14 protein-coding genes are annotated in these 24,243 nt (G+C 63.5%); 9 read left to right on the top strand and 5 right to left on the bottom strand.

Annotated elements, in window-relative coordinates:
- Positions 1-26: 26 nt before the first annotated feature.
- From Spa11_RS10845 to hemP, 3 genes are all read right to left on the bottom strand, one after another.
- Positions 27-1,403 carry a sigma-54-dependent transcriptional regulator gene (locus tag Spa11_RS10845; protein ID WP_145112062.1) on the bottom strand — a complete coding sequence of 459 codons (1,377 nt, stop codon included), beginning with the start codon at positions 1,401-1,403 and terminating at the stop codon, positions 27-29.
- A complete protein-coding gene (locus tag Spa11_RS10840) occupies positions 1,396-2,808 on the bottom strand; it encodes a sensor histidine kinase (RefSeq protein WP_145112059.1) in 1,413 nt (470 codons plus the stop codon). Before Spa11_RS10840 ends, Spa11_RS10845 begins: the two co-directional genes overlap by 8 nt.
- A gap of 390 nt (positions 2,809-3,198) precedes the next feature.
- A complete protein-coding gene (hemP, locus tag Spa11_RS10835; RefSeq protein WP_145112056.1) occupies positions 3,199-3,402 on the bottom strand; it encodes a hemin uptake protein HemP in 204 nt (67 codons plus the stop codon).
- Positions 3,403-3,855: 453 nt separating this feature from the next.
- On the opposite strand from hemP, the gene Spa11_RS10830 reads away from it, so the two are divergent.
- From Spa11_RS10830 to Spa11_RS10805, 6 genes are all read left to right on the top strand, one after another.
- Positions 3,856-4,533 carry a hypothetical protein gene (locus Spa11_RS10830; RefSeq protein WP_145112053.1) on the top strand — a complete coding sequence of 226 codons (678 nt, stop codon included), beginning with the start codon at positions 3,856-3,858 and terminating at the stop codon, positions 4,531-4,533.
- A 54-nt stretch (positions 4,534-4,587) separates the two neighbouring features.
- Positions 4,588-5,802 carry a hypothetical protein gene (locus tag Spa11_RS10825; RefSeq protein WP_145112050.1) on the top strand — a complete coding sequence of 405 codons (1,215 nt, stop codon included), beginning with the start codon at positions 4,588-4,590 and terminating at the stop codon, positions 5,800-5,802.
- A 28-nt stretch (positions 5,803-5,830) separates the two neighbouring features.
- Positions 5,831-6,784, top strand: a complete 954-nt coding sequence (locus Spa11_RS10820) for a DUF1559 domain-containing protein (protein ID WP_145112047.1) — start codon at positions 5,831-5,833, stop codon at positions 6,782-6,784.
- A 57-nt stretch (positions 6,785-6,841) separates the two neighbouring features.
- Positions 6,842-8,506, top strand: a complete 1,665-nt coding sequence (locus Spa11_RS10815; protein ID WP_145112044.1) for a hypothetical protein — start codon at positions 6,842-6,844, stop codon at positions 8,504-8,506.
- Between the two features lie 195 nt (positions 8,507-8,701).
- Positions 8,702-10,090 (top strand): glycoside hydrolase family 88 protein, encoded by a 1,389-nt coding sequence (locus Spa11_RS10810; protein WP_145112041.1) that lies wholly within the window; start codon positions 8,702-8,704, stop codon positions 10,088-10,090.
- Between the two features lie 5 nt (positions 10,091-10,095).
- The gene (locus Spa11_RS10805; protein ID WP_145112038.1) at positions 10,096-10,872 is read left to right on the top strand and encodes a 3-ketoacyl-ACP reductase; all 777 of its coding nucleotides are present in this window, start codon (positions 10,096-10,098) and stop codon (positions 10,870-10,872) included.
- Positions 10,873-10,908: 36 nt separating this feature from the next.
- On the opposite strand, the gene Spa11_RS10800 is transcribed toward Spa11_RS10805, so the two are convergent.
- Both Spa11_RS10800 and Spa11_RS10795 read right to left on the bottom strand, forming a co-directional pair.
- Entirely contained in the window at positions 10,909-15,348 is a 4,440-nt protein-coding gene (locus Spa11_RS10800) for a carboxypeptidase-like regulatory domain-containing protein (protein WP_197529905.1), read from the bottom strand.
- Positions 15,345-20,036, bottom strand: coding sequence for a vWA domain-containing protein (locus Spa11_RS10795; RefSeq protein WP_145112030.1), 4,692 nt, complete (start codon positions 20,034-20,036; stop codon positions 15,345-15,347). Before Spa11_RS10795 ends, Spa11_RS10800 begins: the two co-directional genes overlap by 4 nt.
- A gap of 466 nt (positions 20,037-20,502) precedes the next feature.
- On the opposite strand from Spa11_RS10795, the gene Spa11_RS10790 reads away from it, so the two are divergent.
- From Spa11_RS10790 to Spa11_RS10780, 3 genes are read left to right on the top strand one after another with little or no spacing between them, the layout of a single operon-like run.
- A complete protein-coding gene (locus tag Spa11_RS10790; protein ID WP_145112027.1) occupies positions 20,503-22,305 on the top strand; it encodes a type VI secretion system Vgr family protein in 1,803 nt (600 codons plus the stop codon).
- Positions 22,306-22,333: 28 nt separating this feature from the next.
- The gene (locus Spa11_RS10785) at positions 22,334-23,854 is read left to right on the top strand and encodes a hypothetical protein (RefSeq protein WP_145112024.1); all 1,521 of its coding nucleotides are present in this window, start codon (positions 22,334-22,336) and stop codon (positions 23,852-23,854) included.
- 5 nt (positions 23,855-23,859) lie between these two features.
- Positions 23,860-24,234: a PAAR domain-containing protein gene (locus tag Spa11_RS10780; protein WP_231933237.1), complete on the top strand. Its 375-nt coding sequence runs from the start codon at positions 23,860-23,862 to the stop codon at positions 24,232-24,234.
- Positions 24,235-24,243 lie beyond the last annotated feature (9 nt).

Below are 24,243 nucleotides of genomic sequence, written 5' to 3'. Positions count from 1 at the left end.
ACCGTGCTGTGCCAGAAAACGGACGCTCACGTCGACGACTCAAGCTCATCGAGCTTGCGCTTGAGCGTCGTGCGGTGCAGACCGAGAGCGCGGGCGGCAGGGGCGCACTCGTTGCCGTATCGGGCGAGCGCTCGCTCGAAGAGGGGGCGTTCGATCTCCGCCATCAGCCGTTCGTAGACCACCGCTTCACTGGCAGGGTCGTCGAGCAGTTCATCGGCGCGGCGCGCGGCGACAGCGGCCAGCTCCGACGTCGCCGGCATCGGCCCGTCGAGGCGCCGCTGCGCGGGCGGCAGGTGCTCGGGGTAGATCACGCCGCTGCGAGAGAGCACGCAGGCGTGCTCGATGGCGTTGCGCAACTCCCGGACGTTGCCGGGCCACTCCCGCGACCGCAGCTCGTCGAGCGTTGCTTCTGAGAGGCGTACAGACGATCGGCCCGCTAGCGACATGAAGTGGGCGGCGAGCGCTGGGATGTCCTCGACGCGCTGACGCAGCGGCGGAATCGCGACCTCGAACGCACAGATGCGGTAGTAGAGGTCGTGACGGAATGCGCCGGCAGCGACGCACTGAGACAGGTTCTGATGCGTCGCGGCGACCACCCGAAACTTGGTCGGCGTCGGTTCGTCGCCGCCGACCGGCACGACGGCGCCCTCTTCGAGTGCGCGGAGCAGCTTCACTTGCAACGGCAGCGGGATGTCAGCGACCTCGTCGAGAAAGAGCGTCCCGCCGTCGGCCTGGGCGAGCAGGCCCGGCCGGGTGCGTGTCGCGCCGGTGAACGCGCCATCGACGTGGCCGAAGAGTTCCGACTCGGCCAGCGAGGGGCTCAGCGCGGCGACGTTGACCGCGACGAAGCGGCCCTTGCTGCGGGCGCTGTGACGATGAATCGCGCGGGCGACGAGTTCCTTGCCGCTGCCGCTCTCGCCTTGCAAGAGGACGCTGGCTTCCGATGCCGCCGCGAGGGCGACCCGTTTGTAGAGCGACTGCATCACGGTCGAGGCGCCGATCAAGTCGCTGCCGGCCGACGGTGGCGGCTCGATCGAACGGGGCGCCCGTTTCAGGGCGCGCTCGATGATGGCTTGAATGTCCTGCACGCCGAACGGCTTGAGCAGGTAGTCGAAGGCGTCGCTCTGCACGGCGCGGACGGCGGTCGCCATGTCGCCGAAGGCGGTGACGATGACGATCGGCACGGGGCCGAGCAATGCGCGGAACGATTCGATCGCTGTGATGCCATCGACGCCCGGCAGCCGCACGTCGAGGACGATGAGGTCGGGTCGCCAACTCGCCGCCTCGCGCAGTCCGGCCTCGGCGGACGAGGCGGACCGTGTCGGGTGCCCGAGCTTCTCACAAACACGAGCGACGCCCCAGCAGATCGACTCTTCGTCGTCAACGATCAACACTTTAGGCATGCTGGCAGTCCTCGGTCGCTAGCGGCATCTGTAGGAGAAAGCGGGTCTCGTCTTCGACACGGTCCCATGTGACCGCTCCGCCGCCAAGCTCGACGGCGGAACGCACGACGACAAGCCCGAGGCCCACCCCCTCGGGCTTGTCGGAGGCGAAGGGCTCGAACACCCGCGGCGCGACGCTGGCGTCGGGGCCCGACCCCGAGTCCCGAACCTGTAGCGTGGCGCAGCGGGCGTCGCTCCGCAACTGGATCGACACGGCGGCCGGCGTCCCGACGAGGGCCTGGCGTTTGGCGGCGGCTTCGATCGCGTTGAGCAGCAGGTTGACGACCGCATGCGTGAGGTCTTCGGGGACGCCGCGCACCGGGCACACGCCTGCGGGCAGTTGCGAACCGACCGAAGCCCCGGCGTGGCGAGCCGCGGCGGCGGTGAGTTCGAGGGCGTCGCGGGCGACTTGGGTTAAATCGACCGTTTCGATGGCGCCGTCCGACGCGCCCTTGCCGACGCTGAGATATTGCTTGAGCCGGCCTTCGATAAGACCAAGCTGGCGTTTGGCGACGTCGAGCGTGTCGCGGCCCGAGGTCGACGCGTCGCACTCTTCGGCGTGCAGGTCGATCGCCATCCGACAGCCGGTGGCGGCGTTGCGGACCTCGTGGGCCATCCCCGCGCCGAGCGTCGCCAGCGTCTTGAGCCGCTCGGTGGAACGCACCTCTTCTTCGTACTCGGCGAGGCGCGCCGCCGCGCGGTTGACGGCGAGCGCTAGATCGCGCGACTCGTCGTTGAGGCGTGGCGTCTCAACGGGACGGAAGTCACCATCGGCGAGCCGGCGGACCTCACCGCCGATGCGGGCCATGAGGCGGCTGAGGCGACCGGTGGCCAGAAGCGTAACGCCGGCGATCGCCGCCGAAGCGATCGCGCCCACGAGGATCGGCGGCAGGAAGGCCGCCCGCCAAGCGGCGTCGTACTCGGTCTTCGCAACGAGCACGTGCAGCGTCCGCGCGGCGCCGGATCGGTCCGGCCGGTCAACGGGCCATGTCGAATGGAAGTAGACGCCCGCTGGCGTTGTGAGCGTCTTGCCGAGCGATTGGTCCGCGGTGGTCGAATGCGACGACTCATTGACGGCAGTCGCGGCGGCGTCGGCTCGACGACTGCTGGCGGCGATCGGTGTCCCAGCGTCGTCCGTGAGCAGCAGCTCGGCGCCGGCGAGGCCCGCCATCTGTTGGAGCACTTTGTCGGTGAGCGGGAAGCTGCTCTGCCGCAGCACTTGAGTGACGCCGCTCACTTGGCATTCGATCCGCTGGCGCGTCTGGCGCGTCGCCAGCTGGCCATAGACCACGGCCACCGTCGCGAGGCTCACCGCCGCGACCGCCACGAGGGGGCCCATCAACTGGAATCGGATCGGGATACGCAAGGGCGTCGCCTCGTAGGTACCGCGGTCCTGGTTTGAGGGTAAGCCAGAGTCACCCAAGACTTTTGCGCGGGTCCGCCATCTTATTCGCCGCTCGGGGAGTCGAGACCGCAATTTCTGCGTCGACCGGACCCGCGACGACCCCTGTTGGGGGATTAAATCGCCTGCGCCCTCAGGTAAGCCCCTCGCAGGCCATCTACGGCCTCCGGTGGTGGGGCCTGGGTAAACCCTGAGGTCGGCCTCAGGACGCGGCAGAAGGGCCCTCTACGGACATCTGCACGCATGTCCAGAACCATGCCGGACGCCGGTCCCTTTCTTCGCCGCCATGCGGAGCGTCTCTCGACCTCTCCGAAGGGGAACGGCGGGACAGACCCCATGCCGCGCCTCCCACGGCTATTTCTGCAGGATGAGCTTGTCGTTCTTGGTGACGATCAGCCGGTACTGCTCGCCGGCGTGCTCGATCAGCACCATCTTGGCCCCCCCGAAGAGGTCGGCCGAGCGGACGCTTCTCGCTAGCAGAGCGGAGGTGGGGCAGGTCCCGGGGCGGACGGGCACCGAACCGACGGTGGAGTCCTCGGGTAGCGGCGTTTCAGCCATGACGCGGCCCCTCCGGTATCGCGGGAGGGGCTGTATTTGAGGGCGAGTGGAGCTGGGTAGCTTTTTTGGAAGGGGCACTTGTCTTAAATGCCGATGGGGTTAAACTACCGCTCCTGCGACTCAGTCGCAACAACAATTCGGTGGTTCTCCTAAGAACCACCACCCGCCGCCAGCCAGGCCGTCGCCCTCCTCTCTTGCGAGGCGCGACACGGTCATCGCCAGCCAACGGGAGTCGTCGCCGCCACCCAACCGCGGGTGTCGCCCTGACCCGTTCCGCCATGCGAGACCAGTAGGAGGCCCAGCACACACGATCGCCTGATCGTGACCCCTTTCGGCGGATTGGCGACGCCGTTGCGTCGGCCAACCCAATCGTTCCCACCATGCCGTCGCGCCCGCGGCGGAGTTCACCAAGTAGCAAGCCACGACAACGTGGAAAAAGGAAAATTCGACCTCATGCTCCGCAACCTCGCACTCGCCCTGACCCTCTCGACCGCCGCCATGGCGACGGCCGCTCCGTTTGACATCTACACCGCGACCGGCTTGTTCGAGCCGTCGTTCCGCGGCGATGCGGACACGACCTACGTCGGTTGGGACACATGGAATGAAAACCTCGACGGCGTCATTGAGGACACAACGCCCGATGTCGGCACGCACAGCGGCAGTTTCATTACGACCAATGGCGAAGTCCACGTCTCTGGTTCGGGCAACTACTACGCAGCGGGTGGATCGATGTCGGAAGAAGTGACCTTCACCGCCCCCGGCGTCGGCCCCGACGGCTTCACGACGGTTATCGTCCAGGGCGTTACGCTGTTCGGCGGTTGGTCGAACGACGTTACGTTCGGCCCCATTGATGGCGTCTCGCCGTCGCTGCAAGTGATGAGGCTCGACGACGGGAACGCGATGGGCGCCGGTCAATTCTTCGTCAAGTACGAGATCCCCGGCCCGGTTGTCACGCCGTCGTTCATGGTTACGGCTGAGCCCGGACACACGTCGATGGGCCTCTTCGTCGTTGACGCTGCTTGGTCGGCTGATGGCTATGCCGCTGACACCGCCGTCCACACCCCCGAGCCGACCTCGGCGGTGATCGCCCTGGCAGCCATCGCTGGCGTCGCGATGCAGCGCCGATCGTAAGGGTTTGCCTCGGGCAACGTCTTGAAGAGGATCTACCTAATGCAACTGATACGGATGATTCGCCAAACGACGGCTGCCGCCTTCTTGCTCAACGCCATCGCTCTCCCCGCGGCAGTGTGCTGCGGGGAGACGACGGAGACATGGACCGGCGGCGCCGACATCGATGCATGGGTCTACACCAACAATGACAGTGGCTCAGGGTCACGGTTCCAAAGCCCCACATTTACCGATTTGTCGATCGACCCGGAAACGAACCAGTTCGTGAGGGGGAATGCAACAGGGGCGTCGCGATTGGGGATGGCCCTAATGGCCTTTCAAACTTCCGATCAGATCGCGCCGGCTAACGACCCGACGCGATACCGCATCGAATCGGTGAAAGTGACGGCTTGGGCCAGGCGAGCTCCCCTCTCGTCGGGTGATCTGCTTTACACCGATCAGCCGCTTTCGCACATCGATCTTCTGACCGAAGCTCAGAGTGGAAACGTCAGTTCTCAGAAACCCTTTGAGCTGTTCGGCGTAGGTTTCCGCGACGGTTACGAAGGATTCGATCTAGGGAACGCGTCAGGCGATTTGCTCTACAGCGAAGCGAGTGAGCCGTACTCAGGCGAGGGCGGCTCTTACATCGCCTACCCCATTGCTGGCGATGGTGAAGGTCAGTACATCGACGTTTCCAACAGCTACACCGGTGGGTTCAGCGCCACGTCGCCTACGGAGCAAACCGACCCGTTCACCGCAGCCCCCTGGGCGATCGGTAAGACCGCCGCCGCTGTCGGATCGGTCCTGGCGGGCAACATCAACTTTACGTTTGAGCTCGACCTCTCGTTGCCGGGAGTCGCACAGTATGTACAAGAGTCGCTCTCCGATGGATCGATCGGTTTCATGCTTTCGTCGATGCACAGAACCGGCGTCATGGGGCAGTCGGGAGGCGCCTATCCCGAGTGGCGGATGCGAGAAGGCGCCTCGGGGCAATTGTTCGCCTCACTGGCGATCGAATACTCGCTGCTGGCGATCCCCGGCGACTACGACGGCAACGGCTTCGTTGAACAAGCGGACTACGACGTTTGGTCGCAAGCTTACGGCTCAACCGTTACCCCTAGCACGGGCGCCGATGGCAATGGCGACGGATTCATCGACGCCGCGGACTACTCGGTCTGGCGCGACGCCTTCGCTGGTTCGCCAGTGCTGGCGGTCCCCGAGCCAACAGCCTGCCTGACCGCCATCCTGGCGCTGGCCAATTTGTCGCTGCTACGCCGCCCTCGTACGGCATAACCTCGACTTGTATCCTCAATTGATAACGATGGAACGGAAACCAGCAACTGATCGCGCGGCCGCAGGCTTCACGCTCGTGGAGCTCTTGGTCGTGATCGCCATCATCGGGATCTTGATCGCGCTGCTCTTGCCCGCGGTTCAAGCGGCGCGAGAGGCGGCACGGCGGTGCAGCTGCCGCGTCAACCTCAAACAGGTCGGCCTCGCGACGCAAAACTTTTTCGATACGAATCGCCACTTGCCGCCACCGAAGGCCGGTGATTTCGGTGCGACCGAAGACCACGGCGGCGCCTTGATTGTGCTCTTACCCTATCTGGAAGAGGGCAGCCTTTACGACACGTACGATGTGAGTCAGCTCCTCTCCGCGCCGGCCAACGCGCCGATAACGACCGCCGTGGTGGAGACCTACCTGTGTCCCTCGATGCGCCCGCCGGTGCTAGGTCCTGTGGGGACGGCTCCAGCCTTCGGCTACGGCAGCTATCTAATTTCAACGCGGACGTATTTTGGCGCCGGCGGCAATCCCGATGGCGCCTTCGCGCGCGTGACGCCTGGTAAGCCCTACAGTCTAGGATTCAAGGATATAACCGACGGCTCTTCCAAAACTTTCTTGATCGGTGAGATCAACTACGCCTTTGAATCTAAAGAGCGGATTCCTTCCATCGACAGCTACAACGAGCACGGCTTTGCGTGGGCGAAGGGTTATTGGTTGCATGCATGGGGTCACATGAGCACTCCCCCAGAAGCGCCGCCGGGAGAACCCGATATCTTTACCCCCGGCGATCGGGAAGCCCTGTATGGATTGTTCAACAACAACAAGACTCGCTACCCTTCGGATTCACACCGAACTTTCCGCAGCGATCACGCCGGTGGCGTTCAGTTCGCGATGCTGGATGGGTCTGTCCGGTTTGTACCTACTGACACTGACGTCAATGTCCGCCGCGCGTTGGTGACGCGGGCGGGCGATGAGGTCGTCGAGGCGTTGTAGTATCTGCGCCCCCCCGAACTATTGAGTTCCCAACCGTCTTTCTCGAGACCGATTCCGATGAACCGTTTGCTCGCTCTCGTAGCCCTGCTTGCTGCCCCGACTCTGTCGCTCGCCCACTTCCCTTGGCTGTCGATCAGCGACGAGGCCTATCCGCGGATGCACTTCGGGGAAGGCCTTGCGGACACCGAGTACCACCTGCCCGAATCGATCGGCGCCGCTGAGCTGTGGCAGTCGGCTATCGACGCGCCGGCCAAGAAGCTCGCCGTGGAGACGGTTGAGGAGGACGGGTTCATCGGCCTTGAGGGTGAGGACCCGATCGAGCCCCGCGGTCGTGTCACGTCGCAGGTCGTCTACGGCGTCTATCACGGCTCGAAGCTGAACTACTACGCGCAGCTCTTCCCGGCGGAGAACCCGGCGACGTGGCCGCAAGAGCCGGCGGAAGACGTCGCGCTGCAGGCGCTGTTGAAGGTCGAGGGCGACAAGCTGGTGGTGACGGTGCTGCTCAATGGCGAGCCGCTGGCCGGCGCGAAGGCGACGCTATCTAACGAGGAAGGCGAGAAGAGCGTCAATGCTACGGCCAGCGAAGAGGGCGTCGCCGAGTTCGCGATGGACGCCGTCCACGACGGCCTCAATGGCGTCATGGTGATGTACAACGACAAGGAAGCGAAGGGCGACCTCGACGGCCAAGCTTTCACGTCGGCCACGAACATCCTCACCGCGACCTTCAACTACTCGAAGGAAGCCGCCGCCAAGGTCGGCGCGCTCGAGTCGCTGCCGGAGGCCGTGTCGAGCTTCGGCGCCGCTGTTGCGGACGGCTGGCTGTACGTTTACGGCGGCCACACCGGTCAGGCGCACGACCACTCACGCGACAACCTATCGAATCACTTCCGCCGCATCCGCCTCGACGGCGAAGGCGGTTGGGAAGAGCTGGCGTCGGGTCCCGGGCTGCAGGGCCTCGCGGTGGTCGCCCACGGCGGCAAGGTTTATCGCATCGGCGGTCTCGACGCGCGCAACGCTGCGGGCGAAGACGAAGACATGCACTCGGTCGATAGCTTTGCGAGCTACGACCCGAAGTCGAAGGACTGGACTGAACTCGCGCCCCTCCCGCAGCCACGTTCGTCGCACAACGCGGTCGTGGTTGGCGACACGTTGTATGTTGTCGGCGGTTGGAAGCTCAGCGGCGACAGCTCTGGGGAGTGGCAGGCGGGCGCCGTGGCGATTGACCTCGCCGACCCGTCGGCCGGGTGGCGCGAAGTCCCCGAGCCGCCGTTCAAGCGTCGCGCGTTGGCCGTCAGCCAGATCGATGGCAAGGTCGTCGCCCTCTGCGGGATGACGGATGAACAAGGGATGTCGAAGCAAGTCTTTCTGTTCGATCCCGCCAAGAGCGAGTGGAGCGAAGGCCCCGAGTTTCCCGGTCGGGCCTTTCATGGCTTTGGCCTCGCCGCTTGGAACCTCGACGGCGAGCTCTACGCCGGCGGCATGGCGGGCGTGCTCTATCGTTTGAGTGAGGATCGGCAGAGCTGGGAGAAGGTCGACAAATTCGCCACGAAGCGGTTCTTCCACCAGCTGGTCCCCGCGCACGACGGCGGCCTGCTGGCGATCGGCGGCGCTTCGCCCGAGGTCGGCCACACGGCGACGATCGAGCTTCTCGACCTCGAGATGCCCGCCGAGCCCGACGAGGATGAGAACGACACGGAAAAGACAGCGTCGTTCCACCACTGAGAAGTTGAAGGGACCTGGCGTCGCCCGCAATCGCTGTCCGATTTCGCGTAATCCTCGGTGTTTCTGAAGACGGGGCCTGCCACAGCCTGGATGCAAGGCGGATCGGCGCCTACGATGGTCGCTTTATAGAGCTTTGCTGTGCCCGCCTCGCCGTGGTCAGCCTCCTCGTAGCGACTCATTGGGCGTCCGTTCGTCATGATTCAGATCAACTGGCAGATCACGCCGAGTGATTTGCTCCCTAAGCTCGACCGGTTGTGGTCGGCCTCCGCCGCGAAGATCGACGCGATCGAGGCTTCGCTGCCACCGGGATCGCCTTCGCCGGTGTTCACGGTCGAGGGCCGCTACACGGCGCGCGGCTGGACCGAGTGGACGCAGGGCTTTCAGTATGGCGCCGCGCTGCTGCAGTTCGACGCGACGGGCGACGAACGCTTCTTGCAGCTGGGAATCGACCGCACGGTCGACGCCATGGCGCCGCACCTGACGCACGTCGGCGTTCACGACCACGGGTTCAACAATGTCAGCACCTACGGCGCGATCTGGCGGCTGCAACGCGAAGGCCGACTGCCGGAGGACGCCTGGCTGCGGCGGTTCTGCGAGCTGGCCCTCAAAGTGACCGGCGCGGTGCAGGCGGCGCGGTGGTCGCCGACCATCGACGGCGGCGGTTACATCTACTCGTTCAACGGCCCGCAGTCGCTGTTCGTCGATACGATCCGTTCGTGTCGGGCGCTCGCTGTGTCGCATCAGTTGGGCCACGCTCTCTTGGGCGAACGGGATGAAAAGATCAGCCTGCTCGGCCGGTTGATCGACCACGCCAAGGCGACGGCGCGCTACAACCTTTGGTACGGCGACGGCCGCGACGCCTACGATGTCCGTGGCCGAGCGGCGCACGAGTCGGTCTTCAACACGAAAAACGGCGAGTACCGCTGCCCCTCGACGCAGCAGGGTTACTCGGCATTCAGCACCTGGACCCGCGGTCTGTCGTGGGCGATGGTCGGCTTCCCGGAGGAACTCGAGTGGCTCGCCACGCTCGACGACGCCGAGTTCGAGCCGTTCGGAGGTCGTGATGCCGTCGAGGCCGTGTTCCTCAAGGCGGCGCAGGCGACTTGCGACTTCTACATCGAACACACGCCGACTTGCGGCATCCCCTATTGGGACACCGGCGCGCCGGGCCTCGCGCTGTTGGGCGACTATCTCGACCGCCCCGCCGAGCCGTTCAACGCCCACGAGCCGGTCGATAGCTCCGCCGCCGCAATCGGCGCCCAGGGCTTGTTGCGGTTGGGTCGCTACCTAGAATCGCGCGGCGACGGCGAGGCCGGCGGGCGTTATCGTCAGGCGGGGCTCACAGTGCTCGACACGCTTTTGAGCCCCGCGTACCTCTCGACCGATGACAGCCACCAGGGCTTGATCCTGCACTCGGTCTACCACCGCCCCAACAGCTGGGACCACATCCCGGCGGGCCAGTCGGTCCCGTGCGGTGAGTCGAGCATGTGGGGCGACTACCACGCCCGCGAACTCGCTCTATACGTTCAGCGGCTAGCGAAGGGCGAGCCCTACTACACGTTCTTCGGTCCCACAGCGAGCTAACAGCGATGGCTGGCAAGAAAGCGGCGCTGGTTACCGGCGGCACCCGGGGCATCGGCCTCGGGGTCGCCTTGCGGCTCGCGCAGTCGGGCTTCGACGTCGCCGTCAACGGCCGCCGCCCCGCGGAGGACGTGCAAGACGCGCTCGACCAGCTGACGGCGCAGGGCGCCGAGGTGCTGTACTGCCGTGCCGACATCGCCTCGGCCGATGATCGCCAGCGGATGGTGGACGAAGTGTTTGAACGCTTCGGTCGTCTCGACGCGTTGGTGAACAACGCCGGCGTCGCCCCGGACGTGCGCGCCGATTTGCTGGATGCTTCCGAGGAGAGCTTCGAGCGTCTAATCCGTATCAACTTGCAGGGGCCCTACTTCCTCACACAACTCGCCGCGAAGCGGATGATTGAACAGGCCCCTTCGGATGCAGGTATGCGCGGCGTGGTGGTGAATGTCTCGTCGGTCAGTGCGACGGTGGCGTCGGTCAATCGCGGCGACTACTGCATCAGCAAAGCGGGCGTCGCAATGGCGACGCAGCTGTGGGCCGCGCGGTTAGCCGAGTATGGCGTCTCTGTCTACGAGGTCCGTCCGGGCGTGATCCGCACCGATATGACGGCGGGCGTCACGGAGAAGTACGATCGCCTCATCGCCGACGGGCTGACGGTCGAACCCCGGTGGGGGACACCCGACGACGTCGGCCGGGCGGTCGCGGTGCTCGCCTGTGGAGAGCTTTCTTACGCGACGGGAAACGTGATTTTGGTCGATGGTGGACTGACGCTGCCGCGGCTGTAAGCCTTCGGTGACGCACCCACGGCATCGGCTCCACCATCAGAACGATAGCCGCAGGTCGACTTTCGCTTCGGCGCCCGCCTGGACATCGACGGCGGCGGCGTCAACGCGTTGCGACGCCGCTTTGATGCTCCACACGAGGTACTTGCCGGGCTTCACGCCGGCGAAGTGAAAGGCGCCCTTCGCGTCCGTCTTAGACGACGCCACCGGCTGTTGTTGTGGGTCACGGAGTTCGACCGTCAGGTTCGGCTGGGGCAACACGCCCTCGACGACGGTTCCCGCGACACTCCCCAGAGCAGCAGTTGCCTCGTCGATTAGCACAAGCTGCTGTGTCTTGTTGCGAACCTTGCCGACGCGATCGGTCACCTCGACGGTGACGACCGCTGTCGTCGCCGCCGGCATCGGCAGCGCCGCCGACCAAGCGCCGGGTTCGCCGGCCAGCGGTGCGGCGACAATCGGCTTGGCGTCGGCGGGTGGGGCGTTCTCGATAGGATAACCGAGGTAGAGACGAACCGAGTCAACACCCGAAAGGTCGTCCGCCGCATCGATACGAAACCCGGCCGGTTTGCCGGCTACCAACGGCGTCTGTGTCGTCAAATCGACCCGGCTCGGCGCCTCACCGTCAATCATGACCTCGGCGTTTGAGCGAGCGACAATGACGCCGTCCTCATCGATAGCGACGGCAACCACTCGCCAATGGCCCGATAGGCCCATCGAATCGAACTCCCCGTCCCACGCACCAATCGTGCTGACGACCGTCATATCACCGGGCTTGCTCGGCGCCGTCATCGAGACGGCGTGCCGACGGGCCGTCGGATAGCGGTGCGTTGCCGCGGACAGCGCCGATCCGCTGGAGCTCGCCGGAACGAGCGTCACCTCGAGCTTCACTCCTTTCGGAGTCGATTGCGTATCGATTGAGTACGGCAGTGGTGATCCCGACGCGATCATTGTGGGGGCGACTAGCTGTAGAATCGGTTTCGTCGACCGCTTGAGCACCGACGAGCGCGTACCGATTTGACTGTCGCTAGTGAATGTCAGGGCGCCGACGACGCCGTTGATCGTGGCGACGGCGTTCAATTTCTGGAGCGATCCGATGCCTGTCGCCACTTCGGCCTCCAGCGTCGCCACGGGCGAGTCGGTGGTGAGAGTAGCGGCGAGCGTTCCACCTCGTACGACGGGTCCACGCTGGCTTCGTTCGTTCGCTACGGTCCAGAGCAGGCTGATGGGGCTAGGCGACGCTTCGAGCCGTTCGACGATGAATCTCAACCGTGGCGCCGTCACGCCGTCGTTAACGTAGCGTGCGTCACGAAGACGGAGGTACGAGGCGGGTTCTGCTACTCCGAGAACCGCCGTCCCCTTCATCAGCTCGGCGGCGCCATCACGGAGCGTCACTGCAAGCGAGGGGAGGACTTCCGCCGTTGCGGCGCCTTCGGCGGGCGGCGCCAATGGCGCAAATATCAACGGCTTCTCTGAACCAGCTTCGATTTGCGTCTCCGCGTGCAGCGTAACGCCCGTGTCTACTTCAGCTTGCAGCGAGATGCATCGGTCGGAATGATTCACCGCAATGAGACGCAGCGGCGTCGGGCCTGACGTGGGCGGCAATTCGATCCGGTCACTCCACGGGATACTTACACCGGCGATCTCGACCAGTAGCTCGACGGGCGATACTGACGCAACGCCGGGGGTGGCGATTCGGCGATGCGTCACTACGTCACCGCGTCGGACCCGCAGCAGCACACCGTGGGTCGCGAGTTGCTGGACGACGGTTGCATCGTCTCGGAGCTGTAAAGTGAGCTGCACCTCCGACCCTGAGGGCACGCGTCGCACTTCTTGGCGAATCCGAAGGCAATCGGCGGGCTGCAACACTTCAATGATTGGGGATTCGTCCGCCGAGTGATCGACCCGCACCGGCAACGACACGGTCGGCTCGCTTGAAGAGAAGCCGGCGAGCGAAACTGGGGTCCCATCTGTCGCGCCATTTACCCTCAGCCATGCGGTCTTGGTCGCAACGTTAGCATCGAGGCGGCGGGCGAGGTCTAGGTAAGGCGATGGGGCCTGCAAGTCTTTCGCCGCGTCGAAGATGCGGGATGCGTAGCGACGGGCCCATGCTTCTCGTTGCGCAATCTCGCCCACAAGGGTCGGAGTCTGCTCTTGTTTGTCGAGGAGCGGCTGAAAAGGACGCGGCGGCAGCACGAAGCAAGCGCAACGCAATTCCGACGGAGACAATCTACTGAGGTCAGCGACTTGGGCGTCCTTGATCGCCATGCGTAGCTCGGCAGGTGAGCAGAGGGCATCGGATACCCGCTTGGGCCCCACCTGCGAGAGGCGTGCGAGCCGAAGCGTGGCCAGAGCCATCTCGGCCTCCCACTTCGCCAGATCCTCAGTCCGAGTTGCTTCCTGGAAACTCGGGGGCAATCCATTGCTAGCTTCGACGCCGTGCGGCTCGTGGGCAAAGGCGTACAGCAACGCTGCCGTCTGTGCCGCGGCCTCACGAAGGGCGGAAACTAGCGTCGCCCTCTCATCTGCCGCGAGCAACGGCGTGGCGAGTAAGGCGTCCGCCAACTGCGCTCGCTTTGCGTCGCCATCCCGGACTTCGTCAGCGAGCAGCGCCACGGCTTCGACGCTGGCAATCTGTGTCAGTCGCTCCAATCGTTGCTCAAGCCGCCCAGTGGTCGCGTCAATGGCGTCGTCGTTCTGACCGGTTTTCGCTTGCAGCATTGAGAGCAGTTGGTCCGTGTACCTTAAGGCGGCGGTCCAATCGTTACGGTCTCTGGACAAGACTCTCAGCAGTGGCGCCATCGACGGCAGGGTATCGAGCGCGCGATCGACGGATAGTTGCGCCCGGTGGTAGAGCCGCTGGCGAGAGACGATCGCTTGATAGCCCCGCATCGCTTGACGGTTATACGCTCGGGCGTCGTTCAGTGACGCGAAACCCGGCGAAACCAGCGCCGCCCATGCCGATTGTCGATTCTGATTGGCGATGTCGAGCTCCGCTACGAGCGCCGCTGGCAAGTCATAGTCGGCGCCGACCTGAGATCGCAGCGTCGCCACCCGCAAGAACTCGGCGAGCGTTGAGGTCTCGGCGTCGGACCGCTTTTTAGCGACTTCGGCTAGCATCCGGAGGTCGGCGACTTCAATGAAGTGCGGCGAGCTAGACCGTCGCGCCAACTCGTCAGTAGCAATGATCAGGCCGTCGCGCAGTTGCTCTCCCGATTCGGCGATCGCGAGCGCCGCCGCCTGGGCGAGGTCCGTGTAGCTAGCGCCGTCAACGGCTGATGAGAACACTCCGGCTGCCGCTTGCTTGTCGGTCGCCGCAAACCAAGCCAGCCAAGCTTGTAAGTAGTCTTGATTCGCAGGCGTTGTCAATTGGGCAAGCGATACAACAGGGGTGGCGGCGAGTCGCTTTTGGGCAGACTCAATCTCTTGCAGAACCGTGCGGCAATTGGTTTCCCAACGCTCACTGTGGTTTGCGATGACTCCCCATCGCCAGCGGCTTTCGGCTTCGATAAGCTCAGCCTCGTAGCGTTTGACAAGCCGTGGAATCACGAAGGCCTCACCGCTGGCCTTCCAGCTATCGCGCCTCCGCCATCCTTCGACGAGCCAGTCTGGATAGGGCTCGGGCGTTTGGGATTTTGCCGAAACTAGCTCAGCACGGCGTGCAGGCGCCAAGGTGAGATCGGTATCACCATGGTGGTAGGTCTTTGGGCTCTGCGTCTCGGCGCCGTGTCGTCGCGACCAGCGTGTCACACGCTCGGTGACGTAGTTAGCTAACTCTAGAGCTGTAACCCGGCCATCGGTGATATGCGATTCGTTGCAGCTGTCCGCGGCGCCGGCGAGACCCATCTCGAAGAAGTATCCAAAAGTTGTTCGCCCAACGCCTTCGATCCGTGTCGGCGATTCTCCGGCAGCACAACTGACGAGCGTCAGGCAGTTCTTGAGAGGCGTCGCCCGGAGCCGCTCGTGCACCTCTCGACCAATGTCGCATGGCAGCATGCCGGCCAACCCCTCGGCAAGTTCCCATGACAGGTCGAGCACCAGCAACTTGGGCGTCGGGTCCGACTCGATGCGCCGAAGCAAGGCTTCGAAAGCGACTCCGTTGCGAGCCGTTAAGGGATCGAAGTCTTCCGTAAGCAGCAGCACCTCGCCATCGCGACCGCGCGTTGCGTACGCGCTGATGTAAATCACTTGCGAGTCGGCGTGCTGATCGACGAGGCCTTTCGCTAGCGCGTCGATCGATGTCCCTTGGACGTCGAAGTACGCGGCGGCGCAGAGCGACTGCTTGTCGTTACGAGCGGCTAGATTATCGGCGATGAGCGGCGTGTGGAGATGATCCGTCCAGCAAGCAATTAGCTGCTGATGCTCCATTGTTTGAAGGCAAAGCACTACCGCCGCCAGCACGCCGACGAGCGCCGCCGCGACCCCGGCGAGCAACCAAGCAAAAAGACTTCGTGAGTTCGTTGCGGGAGTTTGCTGTGTCATCGGACGCTCCATTCGACGCGGCGAGCATCACTTGCGGGGCGTCCGGTGGGCGCCGTGTTGAACCAATCCACTACGGGGATCGGGCGGTAGTCCTCTGTCGATGGGGCGGGTCCCTCCTTAAACAAGGCGGTTCGCCCCGCGGACTCAGCTTGTTGCTTCAAGGTTGCGGCCGCTATCAGCTCGATTCCTTCGACTGCGCCGCCAAGCGACTCGGCAGTCACCGGCCAGAAGGTCGCCACCGAGGCCTGCGCTTCATCGAACCACTGCTGGCGTTGCCCCGCAGTTGAATATCCTTGCAGCCGCGTAAGGCAGCGAATCGCACCGCGTAGCTCGACGACAAGACATGGCTGTTCGACAATTTCGCCGCGTGCGTCGGGCAGTCGCTGTGTCTCGATAGCGAGTCGTTTTAGCACGATGGACTCGCCGTCGAGTCGCCATGAGTGCCCAACAAAGTCCACCAGCTCTCGCCGCAGCAGGTCGGGTCGGACGGCGACGTTCGCGGTCGGGGCATTCGCCTTGGCCCACCAGACGGCTAGTTTTCCTGTCGCCGAGCCTGCAGGCCATTCGACCTCCCAGCACGGGGCCGGGTAGCCATCCAGGCGTCGCCAACGCAGACGTTGTGCGGGGTCGTCGCTGGCCTCGAACCAAACCGCGGCGGGCCTCTCCAACTTCAGCATCGGCATTGGTTGCGAATCTGGCTGCTTTTCAATGCAGACCAGCGTGGAGCGGTCTCCGTTGGGAAGCAGCCGATCGCAGAGCACAGCGGCCCGCCAACCGGCCGTCTCAATCGCCGGCTGCGTCAGTGGCTGATTCGCGGAGAAGCTCTTTGACGACAAGTAGAGGCCACCTGTCGTCTGACGGGCAGCCAACAACAACAAGTCTCCGTCGGAAAGGAGCGCCTTCTGCGGCGTTGCGTCGTTCGTGAGACGGGGGAGATCGTAAACCCCCTCGGGCACTGGAGCCGATGGCCAAGTCAATGGGTGGAGGCCATTGGATACTGTCGCAACGCCCGCGGGGCCCCGAAGCGCCGTCGCGCTGGCGGTGTAGAGTGGCGTCGTCTGGCTCTCTTCGAAGGCCTGCCGCAGCATCCGCTCCAATTCGGAGGTCTCGCTAGCTTCCCACCATCTGCCCGCGGGGGAAAGTTGATTGAGAAAGCTGAACTGCTGCCGTGCGGCGGTCTGTTCGGGGACATCGACCCGAAACGCAATCACCTGTACCGAGACACCGGCGCCCGAAAGCTCCTCACGCATCAACGCGTCAAGTGGAAGATTCATTGGGTTGGCATATGCGTCTCCGGCGGTACGGTTATCGACACCATCGGTGATGGCGATCACCGACTTGTAGCCCGCGGCACTGCGCAGATCACGGCTTGCCATCAGCATGGCGCGTACGAGCGGCGATTCGTTCCAAGGCTCGATGCGGGGATAGGCGAGCTCGCGCATCACGTCCTGCAACTGAGCCTTATCGGCAGGGTTCCAGCGGACTGGATCGATCACACGGACGATCGTCCCTTCGGGTTTATCGGTTGTCTTATCGCCACCAACCGCTTGGCCGAAGACCCAGACGCTGACTTGAACACCTGTCGGAAGATCACGCAGCAAGGACTCGAGTGTGACGACGGCTTGGCGATACTTCGAGGCCGCTTCGTCTCCAGGCCCCATGCTCCCTGAGGCGTCCAGCACGATCGCGATAGCGCCGTCAGCAGCGTTATCCGCTTCGGCTCGAGTATCGAGTATCGCTACCCCAGCGCCTGGACGGCGTGGCGCATCGACAAACTCGGCGGTAGGTGTTGCAAGATTTCGGAGGGTCACCGTCGATTCGAACTGACTGCCGCGGAACCAGCCACTAAGCCGCAAGTCGCTCTGCGAGGCGATGTCCACGGTGTCGCCAGTATGCCCGACGACAACCGCATTCTCGGCTAGCCCCGCACCCGGTTGTATTGCAACGCCCCGGCGGCAATTCGTTGCGGCTCCGATCAGCGCATAGCCCTCCGGGATGCTGAGCTTCACGGCCGCGACGCCGTCCGCATCATGGCCAAGTGGCGAGTCAGAAGCCTCGATCTTCAACGAGAAAGCCGGCGCGACGGACGACACGAGGTTTACTGATGCAGGGGCGTTCAGCTTCCACACCAGTGGCTGGCTCGCAACAGCGGCAAGTCGATCGGTTGACTCGCGGCCGGGGATGAGACGATCGGCAGCACCCAAGTACGCCATAGCCAGCGACTGAAATCGCGGACCTTCGCCGGGCTGCGCGTCGCTCCAGAGTTCGCTCAGCGAACGTTCTGCCTCCCAAAGCAAATAGTCGTAGCGGCCGACGCGACGCACTTCCTCGAGCAGTGATGGTGGAAGATTCTGCGCGGCGGCTCCGGCGAAGCGACGTAATGCGGCCGCCGCCCGGACGACGCGCTGGCGGTGAGCTTCATCAGCTCCACTATCGACGACAATCTCGCTCAACGCGCGAGAGTCGTTTAGCGCTGATATCATCAGCGACGCACAGGCTCTTGTCGCTTGGTTGGCGGCGTCGACATCCTGCGTGACGGCACGGACAGTGTCTTGGTAGACATCCCGCCCCTCGACGGCGCGTTCGTAGACGCGTCTACCAACAATGGCAAGTGCAAGCCTTGCTCGTCGTGAGCGTTCACCAATTTCCAGCTCGTGATGAATCCCTTCCTTTCCGTTGATGCTTTCCATAACGTCGCTTTGAACTGTCGGCGTCACGGACGATAGCAGGCGGATCCGCTCGGCGACTTCGATGTCGGGGACCGCTAAAGCCGCTTCACGATTGAGCTCCAATGGGGCTCCGGTGCGTGTGAGCAGGCGGCTCCGGAAGTGTCGGAACTCATCACGCAATCCTTCGACTGCCTTCGATGCAATCTCTGTCTTGGAAGTCAGTTCTTGCAAGGCAATCGATGGCGCCCGATTGCCGATCTCTACCGACAAAAGAATGTCGCTGAGTTCGCCTATTGCAAGGTGCGCAACGATGGCTTGGTTGGTAATCTCGGCGATCTCTTCGGCAATCGCTGGCGAGGTCGCAACGAGACGTTCGGTAGCGTCGGTATAGAACCCTAGTACGTTGTAGGCTGTATCCCGAACTCTCAGAGATCGACGCACGGTCTGCGCGTCGCTCAACAACGCTTCGTAGAGCTTTTTTGCCTTCTGGAGTGAAACGATGGCTGCTTGGAGTTCTGGCTCACCGACGAAGAGCAAATCCTCTCCTTTGAGGCGAGCTCGGTCCGCCTCAGCAAAACCACCTTGTAACCAAGGAAACAGCTCAGCGGTGTAGGGCAATTGATCCAAGCTCTCCGGTGTGAAAGGCGCCGTCGAAAGCCGTCGCGTCTCGATTGCTAGCCGCAACGCCTCACGCCACGATGCCGCCGAGAGGTCGCTCGGCAGTCCTTCAGCTAAAACCGACAGCAGATGGGCTTCGGCGGGAAGCGGCGTCAGCGGGTCGTGCAACGCTTCCACCAGCGCAGCGCCGTGAAGGAGACGTCCCTGGGGATCGTCGGCCACCGTCTCGACAACGCGGTCGAGCAACCCGTGCCGCAACGCTGGGAGCTCGGATACGGGAACTTCGCTAAAGACGCGCGCGGCCACGACATGGTGGTTAACGCCCGCTGCCGGCCAGAGTTCCGCAAATGCGGCAGTGACAAGTCCTCGCAGAGGGTCGCCCGTAGCGGCGCGATTGGCCTCGACCGGTCCATCGCAGCAATCACTTGCATGGCTCGCCTCGAGTAGAAGTGCCTGTGTGTCGCCGATCTCGTCATTAACACGCTGGGCGGCTTCGATTGCGCCTGCTGTCAGCAGTTGTTCACGCCGGATCAGCAACCCTCGGTAACGACGCCACGCTAGGGTGGAGCTTGATTCGGGGTTTGGCAGATGCGCTGTGACCTCCGCCATACCGGCCCAGTTAGCCAGGAGTTCGGCCTTGGGAAGCTCCCTAGCCACCGGCGTCGGCGCCGGCGTGTAGCCGGGATTAGCAATAGCAATCTCGACTTGCCGAGATCGGCTCAGGCCTATTTCACCGAGAGGAAGCCTCAGCACCGTTTGCGTCCTTCCGATCGTAGTCGCGTTCTGTTGAAGCTGACTCGATACCTTTGCTAGTATTTCTTGGATGCTAAGCCGCCCGTCTGAGTCGGTGTCGTTCGCCGCGCCACGGAGTGCTGCAAGTAGCGACTCGGTAAATGCGGTAGAGCCGTAGTCGCCGTAACGCCACGACTGTTCGCCGATGTCGCTCGAGCTGACGACCAACAAACCAGGGATCGCCTCTATCTCGCTGTTCAGAGAACGGAGACTTGCTGCAAACTCGTTCCCGGCTTCGCCGTAGCGCAATGAACCGGGGGACATCGTTGCGTCGAAGGCGACAATCTTGGGTAGCGAAGTTGGAAGCTTACGTAACTCGTGCAATAGGTCGGCAACATACAATCGCCGGGTTGGATCCTCGCCGGGCGCACATGCCTCCCTCTGCAAGTAAGGGCCTTTTTCGTCAGCGCCGCCGTGCAGCGAAACGAGCAGCAGCGCGCCTGGTTCCTCCATGAGGCCGACGGCGTCGGACCATGTGAACTCGTCATCCGCGACGAGCGGCGCAGCAGCGGCGTCTAGAAGTGATCGGCCCCGAAAGGCGTCGGACGTCGATACGGCATAGTCGCAAAGGCCTCGCAGGCCGCGCCAACCGTGTGCGTTGTGAGGCACGGATAGGTTGGCAGCGTAGTCGGCGCCTACGGCGATGAGATTCACCCTGGCCGGCGGACTTAGCAAGACCGCAAGACATGCCACTCCAGCGGCGAAGAGGAACGCGCCAGCGACTCCAATGCCGACGCGCCATCGGCGAAGTAACTCGACTCGAGCTACCTCGGCGCAACGGGGGGCGGGACGTTTGGCGTGGTTGGCGTCTTGTCTCATATCCAACCCAAGATGGAGATGTCGATCGATTGGCTCGTTCGAGCCGCAGAAACTTAGCTCTCCCGGGTGGGTGTGGTGAAAATGCGACACGAAGAAATCAACCGCAAAGCCCGCGCATCCCGCACGATTGCGACGTCCCGCAGGGCCCACGCAATTTGCCGAGATTCGCCTGCCCGAAGACTCGATTGACGGCGCCTAGTAGCGCCTCGGTGCCGATGCCAGCAGAGCAACTGCGCCTCCTTACACGTCCTTCGCAATGTCCGACGCCGCCGAGAGTGGAGCCACCGAGTACACGCTAAGCGACAAGGGCCGCGTGCTGCGCGTGTCGTCGTCGCTCGACTCGCCGCTGATCGCGACCTCGATGCGCTGCATCGAGGCGTTGTCCGAGCCGTTCCGGATCGAGTTGACATTTCTCAGCGAAGCGGACGACATCGATTTCTCCGAAGTCCTCGGCAAATCGATGACGGTCACGGTTGATCTCCCCGGCCAGACAACCCGCTACTGGAATGGCGTCGTCACGGCGTTCACGCAGTCGGGCCGCGACGACAACTTTTCCTACTACGCCGCCTTGGTGCAACCCAAACTGGCGCGGCTCGCTTTACAGAGCAATTGTCGCATCTTCCAAGATATGAAAGTTGACGACATCCTTGAGGAGTTGCTCGCCGGCATTGAGGAGAAGAAAACAGCGTACACGCACGCCGAAGAGCGGCTGCCCCACAACTACCGGGTGCAGTACGGCGAGACCGATTTTGCGTTCGTAAGCCGATTGATGGAAGAGGCAGGCATCTTCTATTACTTCGAGCATGACGAGAAGAAGCACACGATGGTGCTCTGCGACGACTCGACGCAGGCTGCCGTCGGAGCGGACCTCGCGCCGCTCGAATACCGCCCGACGGATGGCGGTGTTCAAGACAAACCGGCGGTCAAGCGTTGGCGAAAGACTCAAGCGCTAGCGCCGACGGGCATCACCTTCCGCGACACGCATTTTCAGGCGCCACGCGATCCCTTTGAAGCAACTCGCAAGGTAGCGGCGACGCTGTCGCTGGGCGCATCGACGCACAAGCTGCCGCCCGACGGGACGGAACACGCGCTCCTGGATTACGGAAGCGGCTACACCGTGCGGTACGACGGCGTCGGGACGAAAGAACAGAACCCAGGCGCCGATGGCGTCGGCAAAGACGCCCTGTCCAATATGCGGGCGGACGCCGAGCGGGAAGCGCAACGTGTCTGCGATTTGCTTACCGCCGAGGCGATCTCGATCGACGGCGGGAGCGACGCTTTGGCGCTGACGCCGGGGGGCGCCTTCACCCTGTCGGGGCACTTCAACGCCGACACCGACTATGTGGTGACGCGTATCTTCCACGACCTGAAGGTTGGCGGCGCTTACGCGTCACCCGATGACGAAGCGTTGCATTACGAGAACGAGTTCTACTGCTGGCCGAAGGCGACGCCGTATCGTCCCCGCCAGGTGACGCCTAAGCCCCGAATCCATGGTGTCCAATCGGCGTGGGTGGTCGCCGACCTCACCGAGAGCGAGGCGGACATCACCAAACTCAAGACACAACTCTACGACAAGTACGGCCGCGTAAAGATCCGGTTTCCGTGGGACCGCCGGGCGGAGGCTGTCGTCGAAGGCGAGCAACCGGATGGCGCCGTCGGCCCGACGAATCGTTCGTGTTGGGTGCGGGTCGCCCAATTCTGGGCCGGCGCGGGCTGGGGCGCCTTCTTCTGGCCTCGGCATGGCAACGAAGTGCTTGTCGCCTTCGAGCACGGGGACCCCGACCGCCCGATCATCGTCGGCAGCGTTTACAACGCGAAGAATTTGCCGCCGATGGAGATGCCGCGGCAGCAGGACGTCGCAGGCGTGCGATCATGCAGCATCCAGGGCAACCCGACGTCCGAGTACAACGGCATCACTTTCCACGATGAACTCTATAACGAACATCTTGAGATTCAGTCCGAGGGGCATTCCGTCAAGAAGAACGAGCAGAGCGAGCACAGCTATGTGCTAGGCAGCTCGATAAGCGTGTGCGGATCGCTGTTTGGCTTCCCTAAGTAATCGCCTCTGACTATTAGCGTCTCCGAATATGGCTGAAGCTGCGGAACAGGAATCCGACGCGCCGAAACTCGCCAACCTTAATGGGCAACCGACATCCGCCACGAAGAACTGGCGGTCGGCCTGCCTTTCCAGGGGATATGAGGCGGCAATCGATGTCACCCTCGGGCACGCCGCGTCGATTGTCGGCGGCTGGCCGGCGGGTTCGACGAGTGAGATCGTCACCGGCGGCTCGATGTCTCTGGTGCTTGACCCAACGAGCCTTGTCGATGACGGCATTCTCCAGCAGGCCCAGGACCTGCTGGCGCCGATGGGCGACTGGTCGGGCGTCTTCGGTCCACAACGTTCTCTGCACTACGGTCCCTCGCTATCGATCCATCACGGCGCTGAGATCACACGGCGTGGCGTGCAGACCTTCGATGAGGCTAATCCTCGGACCTATTTCGTAGCAGGGATCGTTACAGCGGCGTCGGCGCTGACACTGCTTGGATGGAAGAAGCAAGACAGCGATCCTGTCGCGTGGGAGAACCTCGTGCGGTCGCTCGGCCCGCGGGGGGTAAGCGGCATGCTGCTTAACTTGCTGATCGAGTTTGAGAAGGCGACTGGAGAATGCGATGCGGGCTTAGAGAAGCAGTCCGAAGCGAGCAGTCTCAACGACCACGCCGGCGCCTTGGGATCGGACTACTCGTCGCTAGTGCTCAACTTGGCGTCAAAAGCAACCGACCAAGGGGCGTCACTCACGGCGGCAGGCGAGGCGGACAAGGCTGCCGAAGAAGCCGAAGCGAACTCCGAGGACACCTCGGTCGATGACGCTGAGAACTCTGCTGAGAGTGATGATTCATCGGAAGAATCGACGGAAGACGACCCCGCAGCCGACGCCGCGGCCGCCGAGGCCGCGGCAAACGGGCCCGACACGAGTGACATGAAGTTCGGCTCCGACGAGGCCGACCAGTATCAGTGTTACGACGGACTCCTAGCGACCGGGGCGCGGCATATCTCTCTGCGAGCGAGAGCGACCGAAGACAGCGACACCGATGCGTCACTGATCCATCTGGACGCCCACGGCGCCGACGGCCAAGACAACGGCGTTGTCGCGATCAACTCGACCGGCCAAGCGACGATCGTCTGCGGCCCCGCCGCGATGCAGGTCCGGCGTGCCGGCACAACCGGGCAGATTGACATCACCACCGGCCAACAAGGGACGATCACCGTCAACACCGGCGGCGACACGGGCAGCAAAGTAGAGATGACGCCCGACGGGATGAAGCTATCGGTCGGCGCCGAAGGCTCGGGAGCTTTGATCTCGATGACCTCGACCGGCATCAAACTATCGGTCGGCGCCGGCGGCGGACCGTGCCTCGAACTCACGACCTCCGGCGTGACGATGAGCTGCGGCTCGAGTAGCGTCGCCGTGGACCAGAATGGGCAGACCACCAAAGGCATGAATGTCACGCACCAAGCGGACATGAACTTCGAAGCCAAGGGCACGATGGTCGCCGTCCAGGGTTCCGGCCAAACCGCCATCAAGGGCGCAGTAACGATGATCAACTAAGGTTGATGTCTGTCGGCATTAGCCGTCAGTTCAACCGTTGTGACTACCAATCGCTGAACACTAACCACTTCTTCTGCATCATGGGCGCCCCAGCCGCACGACTTACCGATATGCACGTATGCCCGATGGTGACACCGGGGGTGCCGCCGATTCCGCACGTTGGCGGCCCGATCACTGGCCCCGGCGCGCCGACGGTGCTCGTTGCGTCGATGCCCGCTTCGGTTGTGGGCGATATGGCCGTCTGCGTCGGGCTGCCCGACACGGTTGCGATGGGGAGCACCACGGTCCTTCTGGGTGGCAAGCCCGCCGCACGGTTGGGTGACCCTACCGCTCACGGCGGCAAGATTGTGCTCGGCGCCCCTACCGTGTTGTTTGGATGAATTAACAGG

The organism is Botrimarina mediterranea, assembly GCF_007753265.1.
GTDB classification, from domain to species: Bacteria; Planctomycetota; Planctomycetia; order Pirellulales; family Lacipirellulaceae; genus Botrimarina; species Botrimarina mediterranea.
The sequence above is the reverse complement of the archived record's forward strand: the minus strand, read 5'-3'. Positions and strand labels throughout refer to the sequence as shown.